Annotated in this window: 14 protein-coding genes; 6 read left to right on the top strand and 8 right to left on the bottom strand. The window is 64.2% G+C overall.

All coding sequences use genetic code 11. The features are described 5' to 3' along the window. Window positions 1-4: 4 nt before the first annotated feature. A complete protein-coding gene (locus tag X750_RS138320; RefSeq protein ID WP_023748631.1) occupies window positions 5-961 on the bottom strand; it encodes a LysR substrate-binding domain-containing protein in 957 nt (318 codons plus the stop codon). Between the two features lie 178 nt (window positions 962-1,139). Here X750_RS138320 and X750_RS138325 point away from each other — a divergent pair, with 178 nt between their 5' ends. Then, on the top strand, window positions 1,140-1,430 hold the full coding sequence (locus X750_RS138325; RefSeq protein ID WP_023670560.1) for a DUF1127 domain-containing protein: 291 nt from the start codon (window positions 1,140-1,142) through the stop codon (window positions 1,428-1,430). Window positions 1,431-1,663: 233 nt separating this feature from the next. Here the strand turns inward: X750_RS138325 and X750_RS138330 are convergent, their stop codons facing one another. From X750_RS138330 to X750_RS138345, 4 genes are all read right to left on the bottom strand, one after another. Continuing rightward, window positions 1,664-2,818 carry a DUF937 domain-containing protein gene (locus X750_RS138330; RefSeq protein ID WP_023748630.1) on the bottom strand — a complete coding sequence of 385 codons (1,155 nt, stop codon included), beginning with the start codon at window positions 2,816-2,818 and terminating at the stop codon, window positions 1,664-1,666. Between the two features lie 90 nt (window positions 2,819-2,908). After that, the gene (locus X750_RS138335; protein WP_023670558.1) at window positions 2,909-4,282 is read right to left on the bottom strand and encodes a glutamate--cysteine ligase; all 1,374 of its coding nucleotides are present in this window, start codon (window positions 4,280-4,282) and stop codon (window positions 2,909-2,911) included. Between the two features lie 114 nt (window positions 4,283-4,396). Continuing rightward, window positions 4,397-5,131 carry a 16S rRNA (uracil(1498)-N(3))-methyltransferase gene (locus X750_RS138340; RefSeq protein WP_023748629.1) on the bottom strand — a complete coding sequence of 245 codons (735 nt, stop codon included), beginning with the start codon at window positions 5,129-5,131 and terminating at the stop codon, window positions 4,397-4,399. A 31-nt stretch (window positions 5,132-5,162) separates the two neighbouring features. Further along, window positions 5,163-5,810 carry a hypothetical protein gene (locus X750_RS138345; protein ID WP_023748628.1) on the bottom strand — a complete coding sequence of 216 codons (648 nt, stop codon included), beginning with the start codon at window positions 5,808-5,810 and terminating at the stop codon, window positions 5,163-5,165. Between the two features lie 86 nt (window positions 5,811-5,896). Here X750_RS138345 and X750_RS138350 point away from each other — a divergent pair, with 86 nt between their 5' ends. Together X750_RS138350 and X750_RS1000000165170 are read left to right on the top strand one after the other, a co-directional pair. Further along, window positions 5,897-6,595, top strand: a complete 699-nt coding sequence (locus X750_RS138350; RefSeq protein ID WP_023729095.1) for a type 1 glutamine amidotransferase — start codon at window positions 5,897-5,899, stop codon at window positions 6,593-6,595. A gap of 276 nt (window positions 6,596-6,871) precedes the next feature. Then, complete coding sequence (locus X750_RS1000000165170; protein ID WP_006206855.1) at window positions 6,872-7,012, top strand: hypothetical protein; 141 nt, start codon at window positions 6,872-6,874, stop codon at window positions 7,010-7,012. Here X750_RS1000000165170 and X750_RS138355 read toward each other — a convergent pair. Genes X750_RS138355 through X750_RS138365 form a run of 3 tightly spaced genes read right to left on the bottom strand, consistent with a single transcriptional unit; the run spans window position 7,009 to window position 9,778 of the window. Beyond that, complete coding sequence (locus tag X750_RS138355) at window positions 7,009-7,776, bottom strand: metallophosphoesterase family protein (protein ID WP_023748627.1); 768 nt, start codon at window positions 7,774-7,776, stop codon at window positions 7,009-7,011. The genes X750_RS1000000165170 and X750_RS138355 overlap by 4 nt on opposite strands. A 55-nt stretch (window positions 7,777-7,831) precedes the next feature. Next, window positions 7,832-8,968: an alpha-hydroxy acid oxidase gene (locus X750_RS138360; RefSeq protein ID WP_023715638.1), complete on the bottom strand. Its 1,137-nt coding sequence runs from the start codon at window positions 8,966-8,968 to the stop codon at window positions 7,832-7,834. A 12-nt stretch (window positions 8,969-8,980) separates the two neighbouring features. After that, window positions 8,981-9,778, bottom strand: a complete 798-nt coding sequence (locus tag X750_RS138365) for an FCD domain-containing protein (RefSeq protein ID WP_023748626.1) — start codon at window positions 9,776-9,778, stop codon at window positions 8,981-8,983. Window positions 9,779-9,983: 205 nt separating this feature from the next. On the opposite strand from X750_RS138365, the gene X750_RS138370 reads away from it, so the two are divergent. From X750_RS138370 to X750_RS138380, 3 genes are all read left to right on the top strand, one after another. Then, on the top strand, window positions 9,984-11,306 hold the full coding sequence (locus X750_RS138370) for a DUF3422 family protein (RefSeq protein ID WP_023686827.1): 1,323 nt from the start codon (window positions 9,984-9,986) through the stop codon (window positions 11,304-11,306). Between the two features lie 259 nt (window positions 11,307-11,565). Beyond that, window positions 11,566-13,071, top strand: coding sequence for an FAD-linked oxidase C-terminal domain-containing protein (locus tag X750_RS138375; protein WP_023748625.1), 1,506 nt, complete (start codon window positions 11,566-11,568; stop codon window positions 13,069-13,071). 203 nt (window positions 13,072-13,274) lie between these two features. Continuing rightward, window positions 13,275-14,486, top strand: a complete 1,212-nt coding sequence (locus tag X750_RS138380) for an FAD-binding protein (RefSeq protein ID WP_023748624.1) — start codon at window positions 13,275-13,277, stop codon at window positions 14,484-14,486. The last annotated feature ends 2 nt before the right edge of the window (window positions 14,487-14,488 follow it).

Raw genomic sequence — 14,488 nt, 5'->3', positions numbered from 1 at the left:
GTTCCTACCAGCCAGGCAGGATCTGGTTCGGCTTGCTCCGCTTCATCTTGGCGAAGGCGAGCGAGGCGAAATCGAAGCTTCCCGTTTCTTCGCCGAGCGGCACGGAAATATTGTCGAGGCTTTCCGAGATGTGTCGGGCCAGAGCGTCGACGATTTCGGGACGCGAGGTCTGGCCGCGCATGATGCCGATGCGGCAGTCGGGCAGGGCGCCAAAACCGTCGGCTTCGCCCAGCACCCGCATGCCGGGCCGCAGCGCGCATTCCGGCAGCACCGAGATCGCCAGTCCCGACAGCACCGCGGCGGTGATGACGGTGGCCGAGAAGCTGGTGAACAGGATTCGATAGTCGCGGCTTTGCCGGTCGAGCACATCGACGGCGGCGCGCCGCCAGATGCAGTTCGGCCGGCCGAAGGCCATCGGCAGCACTTCCTGTTCGTGCGTGGCATGGTTGGCCGAGGTCACCCATAGCAGCGGCTCGCGCCGCACCACTTCCGACTGGCCGCGCGTGTCGTTGTGCGTCACCAGCGCAAGATCGAGATTGCCGCGCCTGATATGCTCGACCAAGCCTGGTGTCGGCTCGCAGATGACGGTCAGCTCGACGCGTGGGTTGGAGCGCGTGAAGCGTGCCATGATTTCGGGCAGGAACCGGTCGGCATAGTCGTCGGGGGTGCCGATGCGGATGGTGCCTTCGAGCCGCTGGTCATCGAAGGCGGCCAGCGTTTCGCGGTTGAGATAGAGCAGGCGGCGCGCGTAGGAGAGCAGCTTGTCGCCTTCCTCAGTCAGCCTGTTGGTGCGGCCGTCCTTTTCGAACAGCGGCTTGCCGATCCGCTCTTCCAGCCGGCGCATCTGCATCGACACCGCCGATTGCGTGCGCAGCACTTCCTCGGCCGCGCGGGTAAAGCTGCCGGTATCGGCAATCGAGATGAAGGTCTGCAACTGGTCGAGATCGAGTGGCGCTTTCATCGGTCCAATCCATCACTAGCGTTGATGCTAAAGATTAGAAACATTCGTTGGATTAATCAATCGGTGCGTGGCAAATTCACATTGTTCACATGAAGGCATGTGAATCGAGACCGGAACGGCCGCTGTCCCCAGTGCCGATCGCCTGGTCTTGTCCAGTTCGAGTCTGAAGGAGACCGACATGACCACGTTTGATTTCGCCACCGAGACCTCGCGCATAACCTCGCGTCCGGCCGTTGCGACGCGCGTGGCCAACACCCTTCTCAATGCCTACCAGGCCTGGAAAAATCGCCGGGCCTTCTATCGCCTCGGCGAGATGTCGGACGCCGAACTCGCCGATATCGGCCTGACGCGCGCGGATCTCCATGTCGCCATCGATGTGCCGTTCGGCGCCGATCCGACCGTGAAGCTGCGTGCGATTGCGAGCGATCGTGCCGATACGATCGAAGATCTCGCCCGCCAGATAGCGTGATATCGGGCGCATTGTTTCGGTTGCCGTGAACCTTTCTCAGGCTCGCTGCGACCAACGAGTATAGCAGGCTCCCCACTCCCTGCCGGTTCCCCGCCGGCCAGCCTGCACACTGGCCCGGTCCTCCTCCAGGACCGGGCTTTTCTTTTAAAGCTCCGTCGTCATCGTGCGGTCTGCGCCGCGTCGCTTCGTTCCTTGCTCCGAAGCCGCGAAGGTCAGCGCCCAACTACCGCCAACTACCGCCGGTTCATGTCCCGCTTGAACTGGTCGAAGATCGTTTCCACGCCCTTCTGATAGTCGTCGCGCTGCTGGGCGCCGGTCTCGAACATCTTGCCGAAAATATCGTCGAACGGATTGCGTGGCCTGCCGCTCGGATTGGCCTGCGGTTGCGGCGCCTGGCGCTCCTGCGGTGCCTGTCGCGGCTGGGGTGCTTGCGGCTGCTGCGGCGCCGGCTGCCCACCGGGCAGGCCGAAGCCGCCACCACCGCCTTGCCGCATCATCTCTTCAAAAATCTTGCCCAGCGGGTTGTCGCCGTAAGGGCTCTGCGTCTGTTGCGGCTGTGTTGGCTGCTGCGGCCGGCCCTGCGGTTGCTGTGCCGCGCCACCGCCGAACATGTCCTGCAGCACCTTGCCCAGCGGATTGTCGCCATAGGGGTTGGGCGCCTGTTGCGGCTGGCTTTGCGGCTGTTGGGCGCCGCCGCCGAACATGTCCTGCAGCACCTTGCCCAGCGGATTGTCGCCATAGGGGTTGGGCGCCTGTTGCGGCTGGCTTTGCGGCTGTTGGGCGCCGCCGCCGAACATGTCCTGCAGCACTTTGCCCAGCGGGTTCTCACCGTAAGGATTGGGTGCTGGCTGCGGCGCAGGCTGTGCCCCGCCGCCCGCCTGCCGCATCATCTGTTCGATGATCTCGCCGAGCGGATTGCTGCCGCCGCCGAAGCCACCGGCGGCCTGCATCTGACCCCCGGTCAACTGGTTTGTCGTCTGCTTGAATAATCCGCCCATCACCATCGAAGCGATGGCCGGCAGCATCTGCTGCAGGATCTGCTGGCTGACGCCGGTCGCCTGCGCGGCCTGGCTGGCCACCGCGCGCGACAGCTCCTTCGAGCCGAACAGATGACCCAGAATGCCATTGCCCTCATTGACGCCTTGCGGTGAGAAAGCCCTGGTCGCGTCCTCGAAGTATTTGGCGTGCTGGCCGCTCGCCATCGCCGTCATGAAGGCGCCTAGCCCATAGGGATCGGCGGTGTTGCGTTGCAGCCCTTGCGAGAAGGCCGGCAGCAGAGCGGCGACAGCCGCCTGCGTCTGCTGCATGGAAAGCCCGTACTGCTGGGCAAGCGCCTGCATGCCGTTGCCGTTCTGCGCCTGCGCCAATATGTCGAACAAGGTAGGCATCGGTTTCTCCTCCCGGAAATCCTCGAGGGAGAACCTAGTTCGTTTCGATGTTCGATTGAAGCGGCTTTTGCCGCTGCTCAAGGCGCGACGCTAATACGCATATTCCATGAACACCGGCTCGATCGAGCCGCCCCAGCGCGTGTGGTAGGCCGACAGCATTTCCTCGGCACTGGTGGTACCGCGCGCCACGACTTCGTCCAGCGTGTTGAGGAACGAGGTCTCGTCATAGCCGTCGCGGTTCTTCCTGCCGCGATTTTTCAGCCCAAGGCGCGAAATGGTCATTACATCGCGGCCGATCTCACGCAGCGTCGTGTTGCGGAACGGCGCGGAAATGCCTTGTTCCGGCACCGCATTGCGCATCGCCAGCGTTTCTTCATACGTCCAGCTCGAAGTCAGCGCCTCGGCGGCGTCGAGCGCGGCCTCGTCATAGAGCAGCCCGACCCAGAAGGCCGGCAGTGCGCAGATGCGGCGCCACGGCCCGCCATCGGCGCCGCGCATTTCGAGGAAGCGCTTCAGCCTGACGTCGGGGAACAGCGTCGACAGATGGTTCGCCCAGTCGCCCATGGTGGGCAGTCCGTCCGGTACTTCATTGCGGGCAACGCCGGCCATGAACTGGCGGAAGGTGATGTGCGTCATGTCGTGATAGTGGCCGTCGCGGATGACGAAATACATCGGCACGTCGAGCGCCCATTCGACATAGTCGGCAAAGCCGAACTCGGGCGAGAAGCAGAATTCGAGCAGCCCCGAGCGTTGGTTGTCGGTGTCGCGCCAGATGTCGCCGCGCCAGCTCTGCAGCCCGTTCGGCCGGCTGTCGGTGAAGGGCGAGTTGGCAAACAGCGCCGTCGACAGTGGCTGCAGCTTCAGCGACACCTGCATCTTGCGGCGCATGTCGGCTTCGCTTTCGAAGTCGAGGTTCACCTGGATGGTGCAGGTGCGATACATCATGTCGAGACCCTTGGTGCCGACCTTGGGCATGTAGCGGGTCATGATTTCGTAGCGCGATTTCGGCATTTTCGGCGTCTCGGCCAGCGACCATTTCGGGCTGCCGCCGAGGCCAAGAAAGCGGATGCCCATCGGCTCGGCGATCTCGCGTACCTGCGCCAGATGCGCATTGCCCTCCCGGCAGGTCTGGTGGATCGTTTCCAGCGGCGCGCCCGACAGCTCGAACTGGCCACCAGGCTCCAGCGAGATCGCGCCCTGTCCGGTCGGCTCGACCAGGCCGATGATGCGGCCGTCATCGATGATCGGGTCCCAGCCGAGCTTTTGCTGCATGCCTTCGAGGATGGCGCGGATGCCGCGCTCGCCGCCATAAGGCACCGGCGCGTTGCCGTCGACATAGAAGGGGAACTTCTCGTGCTCGGTCCCAATGCGCCACTTGTCGCGCGGCTTGTTGCCTTCGGCCAGATGCTCGACCAGTTCGTCGATGCCTTCGATTGGCCGGAAATCGGTTGTGTCGCGCGCCATGGGGCCCCCTCTGCGGCTCTCGGAGCCCGCCGGCGCTAAATGGACGAAATGTCAGCAGCCGATCAAGCGAAAAATCCTGAGCCACAGGTCAACAGGAATTGATCTTTACGCCTCTTACCAGTCTCCGACCGTCGCCTGCATCACCGCAAGCGCCGCTACAGCTGCTGTGTCAGCGCGCAGGATGCGCGGTCCGAGCGGGATGGCAGTGACGAAGGGGAGCGCCCGCAGCATCTTGCGTTCGTCGTCGGAAAAGCCGCCTTCCGGCCCGACCAGCAGCGCCAGCTTCCTCTCCGGCACCGCCTGCAATGCCGGCAGCGGGTTGTTGGTCGAGGCATCCTCGTCGCAGAAGATAAGCCGGCGTTCCTTGTCCCAGCCGGAGAGCAGGCGCTCGAATTTCTCGGCCTCGCGCACTTCCGGCACCGCCAGTATGCCGCATTGCTCGGCCGCCTCGACGACATTGGCGCGCAGCCGGTCGATGGAGGGTTTTGCCACTTGCGTGTGCTGGGTGATCACCGGCTGCAGGACGCCGGCGCCCATCTCGACCGCCTTCTGCACGAGATAGTCTAGCCGGCCCTGTTTCAGCGGCGCGAAGCAATAGATCAGGTCAGGCAGGGGCGGTTGCGGTCTCTGCGAGGCCAGCACCTTCAGCCGCACCGCCCTTTTCGACCTGGTGGCAATCGCCGCCGACCACTCGCCGTCGCGGCCGTTGAACACCAGGATCTCGGCGCCTTCGCCGAGCCGCAGCACATGCGTGAGATAATGGCTCTGCTGCTGGCCGGCATCGAATTCGATGCCTGCCGCGAGGTCGTCCGGCACGAACAGCCGCTGCATCTTGTAATTGGCGCGCATCGCCGAGGAATGGGCGAGGCGGTGCCTGGCGTCAAGTCTCGGCGGAACGATGCCACAGCGGTTCAAAACCGTGCCGCAGCACCGAAACGGTCGTGGCCGGTGTGAGCAGGCGCAGCGACCGGCCGGCAAGGCTGTCGAAGGCCGCCGCATCGCCATAGCCTGCGAACGACCAGGGCAGCGCGTTGCCGCCGCGCAGCGCATAGGCCGAGCCGCCATCCGCGATCATCGCTCCGTCCGGCAATTCGGCAAGCTCTCCCATGGTGACATCAGGTGGCTTGCCGCCGGAAGCCAGCCGCTCCTTGTGCAGCCGCTTGTCCACCATTGGCGCGCGCGGTTCGTTTACACCGAAGACTTTGCCGAAACGCCCGACAAAATCCTTGGCTCGCTCACGCCGGCAATAGAAACAGGGACGGTGCCCGGCGGCCAGCGCCGTCACCTCGTCGAGGAAGAACAACTCGGTCCAGCCGGCCCTGCCGCCCGGCCGGTTCCTGCCCATCGGCTCGCGCCGCACATTGCGGAATTGGCAAACGCAGATGATCCAGGCCGGCAAGGCCCAACGCTTTTTCAGCAGCGTCTTGGTCTCCGGATCGTGGATGATGCCGCGATTGCCGGTGAACAGGCCGCGCTCGGATATGGCATGGATGGCGCCGAACGGATCGACCCGGTTCTGCAGTGGCATAGCTCTCTCCCGAATACGCATCTTGGCTGCAATGCTGGCGACATGATATCGCTCGTCGCGTCATTTCATGTCAGCAGGGTTTTGCGATGCGGGTGCTGGTGGTCCAGAACTACGACAACACCGGCCTTGGCCAGGTTGGTGCCGCGCTCGCCGAAGCCGGCGCCGATCTCGACCTGCGCCGGCCCTACAAGGGCGATGCGCTGCCGGACGACGCGACCGGACACGATGCCATGGTGATGCTGGGCGGCGGTCAGAATGCGCTGGCCGACGATGACTACCCGTATTTCCCGGCGCTGCTCGAACTGACCCGCGATTTCGCCGCCAAGGATCGCTCGGTTCTCGGTATCTGCCTGGGCAGCCAGTTGGTTGCCCGCACTTTCGGCGGTGAGAACCAGATCGGCGGCGCCTCGGAATTCGGCTGGCACAAGGTATCGCTGACGCCGGACGCCAGAACCGATCCGGTGCTTGGCGCACTTCCCCAGGATTTCCCCATCTTCGAATGGCACGACGACACTTTCGCGCTGCCATCAAATGCGGTGCGGCTTGCCGGCAGCGAAATTGCTGAGAACCAGGCGTTCCGTATCGGCCGCGCCGTCTACGGCTTCCAGTTCCATTTCGAGGCCGACCAGCCGATTGTGAGGGACTGGAGCGCATCCTTCGCGCCGCTGATTGCCGATCGCCATCCCGACTGGCAGGATCGCCTCGACAGCGAAATGGCACGCAACGGCCCCGAGGCCGACGCCGCGGGCTTGGCCATTGCCCGCGCCTGGGTGGCGACAATCTGAGCCCAGCCAACGCGCGGCCGTTGCATAATTGGCACGCGGCGGGGAATCTGCCGGGGACAACTTCTTTCGTTCTTGGTTTGTGGCGAACGCTATCCTACAAGGCGCGCGCTTTGCATCGGCAATGCAACCGCGATGAACCTTCTGTGTGATCCGCGCGACACACCGCCGATACAGAATCGACCTACAAGCGCGAAATCGTCGAAACTTTGAGACGAATTCTCGGTTTCAACCCATTGGTAACCGCCTCGTGCCCAGATGCAGGAAGCTCAACTAGAGATGACGTCCGTGAAAGCAGCGCTTCTGTCCTTTGTCATGCTGTCTGCCATCGTTTTGTGCGGTCTCGGCATTTATTCCGCCGATGCAGCCAACAACCATCAGGCCGTCGACGGCTACGGCGTCACCGCCGCGCTTCGCTAAAACGCTTTTCCCTGCACAGTCAGGATACGCTTGTCCGCGCCGTCCACGGCGAGCGCGCTGAGCATGCCTGACTGCCAGGCGAGCGTGTCGACATTGACGCGGTTCGGCATCACCTCCGCCTCCGGCACCGGTGTGTGGCCGTGCACGATCACCTTCGGGTAAAGCCCTGGATGGTTGTGGAAGACGTCGCGTATCCAGACCAGATCCTGCGGGCTCTGGCTCTCCAGCGGCACGTCAGGCCTGACGCCAGCATGGCAGAAGAAGAAATCACCTGATATCAGTGACAATTGCAGCGACCGCAGGAAGTCGACATGGGCTTGCGGTACAGCATTGACCAGTGCCTGGTGTCCCCGCCGTAACGCCTCGGCCTTGCCGAACCAGCTTGCGTGTCCCGCTAGGTCGACGCCATAGGATTGTGCCGTCTGCACGCCGCCATAGCGGATGAACAGCCCTTCCGGGTCAGGCTCGTCGAGAAAATCGAGGAAGCCGATATCGTGGTTGCCGGCGAGCATCAGATGCCGTGGATCGCGTTTCTGTGCCTCGATCAGGAAGTCTATGACGCCCTTGGACTCTGGTCCGCGGTCGACATAGTCGCCGAGCTGGATGACGCGCCAATCGCTGGTCGGCTTGTATTCGAGTTCGCTCTCGATGCGGCGATGCATGGCGGCGAGCAGATCGAGACGGCCATGCACGTCGCCGATCGCATAGAGGCGCATGCCATCGGGCGCGCGCGCGTCGAGGTAGTGGATGCCGGTCTCGATCAAGGCGGCTTCGTCTCCGTGATCCAGCGAGGCTAGGGTCTAATCGGTGAACAAGACCCTATCGCCGCAACTGGTCCTTGCCCATCTCGGTCACCAGCCGTTTGCCGCACAGTGCCAGCGTGATGTCCATCTCCTTGCGGATGATGTCCAGCGCCAGGGTCACGCCTTGCTTGCCCATGGCGCCCAACCCGTACAGGAACGGGCGGCCGATATAGGTGCCCTTAGCGCCGAGGCAAAGCGCCTTCAGCACGTCCTGGCCCGAGCGGATGCCGCCGTCCATATGCACCTCGATCCTGTCGCCGACGGCATCGGCGATCTCCTCCAGCGCCATGATTGACGACGATGCGCCGTCGAGCTGGCGCCCGCCATGGTTGGAAACGATGATGGCGTCGGCGCCGGTCTCGACCGCCATCAGCGCGTCCTCTTTGTCGAGAATACCTTTCAGGATCAGCTTGCCGCCCCAGCGCTCCTTGATCCAGGCGACGTCCTTCCACGACAGGTGCGGGTCGAACTGCTCCGTCGTCCACGATGCCAGCGAAGCGACGTCGCCGACGCCCTTGGCATGGCCGACAATGTTGCGGAAGGTGCGGCGCTTGGTGCCGGCAATGCCCATCAGCCAGCGCGGCCGCATGGCGATGTTGGCAATGTTGGCCAGCGTCATCTTGGGCGGCGCCGACAGCCCGTTGCGGACATCCTTGTGGCGCTGCCCCAGGATCTGCAGGTCGAGCGTCAACACCAGCGCCGAGCATTTTGCAGCCTTCGCCCTGTCGATCAGGTCGAGCACGAAATCCTTGTCGCGAAGCACGTAGAGCTGGAACCAGAACGGCTTCTTCGTCACCGACGCGACATCCTCGATCGAGCAGATGCTCATCGTCGACAGCGTGAACGGCACGCCGAATTCCTCTGCCGCCTGCGCCGCCAGCATCTCGCCATCGGCATGCTGCATGCCGGTCATTCCAGTTGGGGCAAGCGCCACCGGTATCGCCACTTTCTCGCCGATCATGGTCGATTCCAGCGAGCGGTTGCTCATGTCGACCAGCACGCGCTGACGGAATTTTATCTTCTGGAAGTCCTCCTCGTTGGCGCGGTAGGTGCTTTCGGTCCAGGCGCCGGAATCGGCATAGTCGTAGAACATCTTCGGCACCCGCCGGCGCGCCAGGTCCTTGAGATCGGCAATCGTGAGGATGTCGCTCATGGTGGTTCCTCGTTAGCCAGTCGTCTTGAAGCCGTCGTCGGCGTCGGAGCGCTGCTTGAGCCTGAGCCGCGACACGCGCTGCCAGTCGCCGCTGCGTTCGGCCTCGAGCATCGAGCGCTCGACATAGGAGATATGGTCCATCGCCGCTTGGCGGGCAGCTGAGGGATCGCCGGCCTTCACGGCTTTGTAGATCGCGCGGTGCTGGGCCAGCAGCGCCTCGCGCGCTCCGGGCACGCTGAACACCAGAAGCCGGTTCTGGAACACGCCTTCAGACAGCAGCCGGTAGCAGGAGCGCAGCGTGTGCAAGAGGATGATGTTGTGCGCGCATTCGCACACAGCATGGTGGAACTCGACATCGATTTCCGCCTCGTCGTCGAAATCGCCGGTGCGGTGCGCCTCGTCCATGCGCGCCATGATGCGGTCGAGCAGCGCAATGTCATCCGCTGTCGCGCGCCGCGCCGCATATTCGGCCGCAACACCTTCGATCTCGCGGCGGTATTCCAGATAGTCGGTCACCGCCTTGCGGTGCATCGAGATAAGGTCGGTCACCGGCTTGGTGAACAACTGGCCGATGACGTCGGCGACATGGGTGCCGCCGCCGGCCTTGGTGATCAGCAGCCCGCGCCCTTCCAGCGCCTTCAGCGCATCGCGCAGGATCGGCCGCGACACGTCGAACTGGCGCGCCAGCTCGCGCTCGCCCGGCAGCCGGTCGCCGGTGCGCAGCACGCCTTCAAGGATCAGGCTTTCGATCTGCTGCACCACCTCGTCGGCGGTGCGCGAATGCTCGATCCTGGAGAAAATATCGCTCAACGGGGGCCTGGGAAATTGAACCGGCGTCGCGCAAGATAAAGCCAGCGTCGCCAACTGGTCAAATTATTTATCCAATTTGCCCAATCGGGTCGGTCTGCGCGTCGCGCCGGCAGGACCTACGATGCTAGACTTTGGTGTTTACGCGCCTCATGGATTGCCTTTAGAGGACGCCATCACACGAAGGGTCGAGAACAGGGGGACCACCGTGTCGGACGAGACGTCCAACCTCGAATTCCAGCCGCGCGCCCAGGGCAGCGTGATGGGCTTTCCCGCGCATGAGGGACGGCCCGGCGCGATCGGCGAGGTCCATGCCCGGCCGCATCCGCTGATCGAGAAGCCGCGCGTGCTTGTGCAACTCGCCTTCATGACCGAGGGCGGCTCCGGCGTCGACATGGCCGTGCTCTCCGAACTGTCGCGGCGCCTCGGCATCGCGGCGCCCGACCGTCATGCCCGCCACCACGCCATGAAGTGGGGCAAGGGCACGCTGCGCTGGGAGCGGCATACGGAATTCTCGACCTATCTTTGGGAAGGGCCGCTTGCCGAAAGCGGCAGGGCGCAGGAGGATTCTCCTTTCGGCAACGGGTTCTCGCCGCCGGGAACGGTGATCTCAGGCATAAGGCTGGAGATCCGCAAATGGACGCCGGCAAGCGAGAAGCTGATTGCGGCCTTCGACCCGACGAGCCTCTGCTATTCGCTGGTCGAGCGCGGCAATGCGGCCATCGTCACCGATTTCCGCCAGGACGGCGACGGCCTGACCCGCATCCTGGTGCTTGATCGCGGCCTGACGCCGGCGCGGACCGGCGCGCTGTCGCAGCGGCTGATCGACGTCGAGACCTACCGCACGCTTGCCATGCTCGGCCTGCCGCTGGCGCTGACCCTGTCGAGCCGCGCCCGCCGCATCGAAGACCGGTTGGCGCAGACCACGCTGGAAATGAAGGTCACTGAAACCCGCGACAGCCAGACGCTGCTCGCCGACCTGACCGAGCTTGCCGCCGAGCTGGAAGCCGATGCCGCCTCCAGCCTCTATCGCTTCGGCGCCAGCCGCGCCTATGACGGCATCGTTGTCGAGCGGCTGGAGGCGCTGGACGAAGAAGCCGTGCCCGGCTACGACACTTGGGGCGGCTTCCTGCAGCGGCGGGTGGCGCCTGCCATGCGCACCTGCCGTTCGGTCGAGGAGCGCCAGGCCAACCTGTCGCGCAAACTAACCCGCGCCACGACGCTGCTGCGCACGTGGGTTGATGTCGAGGTCGAGAAGCAGAACCGCGATCTGCTGGCGTCGATGAACAACCGCGCCCGGCTGCAACTGCGGTTGCAGCAGACGGTCGAGGGCCTGTCGGTGGCAGCAGTGTCCTACTATGTCGTCGGTCTGATCTCCTACCTTGCCAAGGGCGCCTCGATCTTCGGCCATGCCATTGCGCCCGAAGTCGTCACCGCCGCCTCGGTGCCGGTCGCCATCGTGCTGGTCTGGTGGGGGGTGCGGCGAGTGAGGCGGATGCACTCCGAGCCGGCGAAACATCCGGGGGAGTAGGAGCGCACTTTACCCTCCCCCTTGTGGGGAGGGTCGATCCGCATAGCGGATCGGGGTGGGGGTGCTCGTAAAGAGCTTTCGTCGCGCGGACCCCCACCCCGCTCACTGCGTTCGCGACCCTCCCCACAAGGGGGAGGGTGAATAGCGGCAGATTGCCGCTGCGGAAGGCGGGCAGTACGCTCTTTGCCCGACGCGGTGTTTGCAACATCCGAATGTAATTGGTAAAAGATTTTTACCAGCCAAGCGGAGAACGCCGCCGATGTCCGGCCTTGTCATGCCCAAGCCAGACGACGCCACTATGCGAAGGCGGGCGGAGATCGTCGCCGACATGCGCATCATCGTGCCGGGCGAGGGCGTCGTCGACGCCACCAATGAGATGCGCGCCTTCGAAAGCGACGGCCTCACCGCCTACCGGCAATTGCCGCTGGTCGTGGTGCTGCCGGAAACGGTGGCGCAGGTGTCGCGGGTGCTGAAATACTGCAACGACCGCAACATCCGTGTCGTGCCGCGCGGCTCCGGAACCTCATTGTCGGGCGGCGCGCTGCCGCTCGAGGATGCCGTGCTGCTGGTCATGAGCCGCTTTAACCGCATTCTGGCCATCGACTATCCCGACCGCATCGTCGTCGCTCAGCCAGGCGTTACCAATCTTGGCATCACCATTGCCGTCGAGCAGGAGGGCTTTTACTACGCCCCTGACCCATCCTCCCAGATCGCGTGCTCGATTGGCGGCAATGTCGCGGAAAATTCCGGCGGCGTGCACTGCCTGAAATACGGCCTGACCGCCAACAATGTGCTCGGCATCGAGATGGTGCTGATGAACGGNATGAACGGCGAGGTGGTGCGCCTGGGCGGCAATCATCTGGACTCGGAAGGCTATGATCTCCTCGGCGTCATGACGGGGTCCGAAGGCCTGCTCGGCGTCGTCACCGAGGTCACCGTGCGCATCCTGAAAAAGCCGGAGACGGCCCGCGCTCTGCTGATCGGCTTTCCGACCAGCGAGCAGGGCGGCCAATGCGTCGCCGACATCATCGGCGCCGGCATTATCCCTGGCGGCATGGAGATGATGGACCGGCCGGCGATCCATGCCGCGGAAGATTTCGTCCATGCCGGCTACCCCCTTGATGTCGAGGCGCTGCTGATCGTCGAACTCGACGGGCCGGGCGTCGAGGTCGATCACCTGATCGGTCTCGTCGAAGCGATCGCCTATAGGAACGGCTCCACCACCTGTCGCATCTCGCAATCCGAACAGGAGCGGCTGAGTTTCTGGGCCGGCCGCAAGGCGGCCTTCCCGGCGGTCGGCCGCATCTCGCCCGACTATTACTGCATGGATGGCACCATCCCGCGCAAGGAATTGCCGCGTGTGCTCGCCGGCATGCGCGAACTGTCGGGAAAATACGGCCTTGGCGTCGCCAATGTCTTCCACGCCGGCGACGGCAATCTGCATCCGCTGATCCTCTACGACGCCAACGTGCCGGGCGAACTCGACAAGGCGGAAAGTTTTGGCGCCGACATCTTGCGGCTCTGCGTCAAGGTCGGCGGCGTCTTGACCGGCGAGCACGGCGTCGGCGTCGAGAAGCGCGACTTGATGCCTGAAATGTTCGACCAGATCGACCTCGATCAGCAAATGCGCGTCAAATGCGCCTTCGACCCCAATCATTTGCTCAACCCCGGCAAGGTGTTTCCACAACTGCGCCGCTGCGCGGAGCTTGGGCGCATGCACGTGCATCGCGGCCAGGTGGCGTTTCCGGACATTCCGAGGTTTTGAGTGGCTAAGTTGGCGCGTGAACACCCCCCTCTGTCCTGCCGGACATCTCCCCCTCAAGGGGAGAGATTGGCAGCTTGCGCGCCTTACCCTTCCTTCAAGGTCGGAGATTGGCGAAATCGGACGCGACTTCCGATCTCCCCCCTTGAGGGGGAGATGTCCGGCAGGACAGAGGGGGGCGCGAAGGAACTCGACCCATCTTCGCCATGACGACCTTCACTCCCACCACATCGGCCGAGACCCTCTCCATCGTCCAATGGGCGGCGGCGGAAGAGACACCTTTGGAAACCATCGGCCACGGCTCCAAGCGCGGCATCGGCCGGCCACACCAGAGCGAACACACGCTCGATCTTTCGAAGCTCACCGGCGTCACCCTCTACGAGCCGGCCGAGCTGGTGCTGTCGGCCAAGGCTGGCACGCCGCTTTCCGAGATCGAAAACCTGCTCGCCGAAAACGGCCAGCAACTTGCTTTCGAGCCGATGGACTACGGCCCATTGTTCGGCGGTATCAAGGGAAGAGGCACGATCGGCGGCGTGCTTGCCGCCAACCTGTCCGGCCCGCGCCGGCTGAAGGCGGGCGCCGCGCGCGACCATATCCTTGGCATCAACGCGGTTGCCGGTCGTGGTGAAGCGTTCAAATCAGGCGGCCGCGTCGTCAAGAATGTTACCGGCTACGATCTGTCGAAGCTGATGGCCAACAGCTGGGGCACGCTGGCTGTATTCACCGATGTCACCTTCAAGGTGCTGCCGGCGGCCGAGATCGAGGTGACGCTTGCCGTGCGCGGCTTGCTCGACGATGCGGCGGCTGCCGCCATGGCGCTGGCGCTAGGCTCCAGCGCCGAAGTGTCGAGCGCCGCCCATCTGCCCGAGCGCACCGCCGCGCGCGTTGCCGGCGGCAGTCTCGGGGCCGACGCCGCAACGCTGCTGCGCGTCGAAGGCTTCGGCCCTTCGGTCGCCTACCGCATCGAGGCACTGAAAACCCTGCTCAAAAATGCGGGCCCGCTGCAGGAGATTGCAGGCGAGGCCTCGCATTCCCTCTGGCGTGACATAAGGGACTGCACGCCATTCGCCGACCGTAGCGAAAAGCCGGTCTGGCGCGTCTCCATGGCGCCGTCTCAGGCCCATCAGATGGTGCTGACGCTGCGCATGCAGATCGGTGTCAGCGCCTTCTACGACTGGCAGGGCGGGCTGGTCTGGCTGCGCATGGAGGAGGGCGATCCCGAGGCCGCCCTGCTGCGCGGGCTGATCAGAAAGCTTGGCGGCGGCCACGCCACGCTGGTGCGCGCCACCCCTTCGCATCGCGCCGCCGTGCCGGTGTTCGAGCCACAGGCGCCGCATCTGGCCGCCCTGTCGGCTAGGCTCAAGGCCGAGTTCGATCCCAAGGCCATCCTCAATCCCGGCCGCATGGCCCAGGGCTAACG

This window comes from Mesorhizobium sp. LNJC391B00 (assembly GCF_000502535.1).
GTDB lineage: Bacteria > Pseudomonadota > Alphaproteobacteria > Rhizobiales > Rhizobiaceae > Mesorhizobium.
The sequence above is the reverse complement of the archived record's forward strand: the minus strand, read 5'-3'. Positions and strand labels throughout refer to the sequence as shown.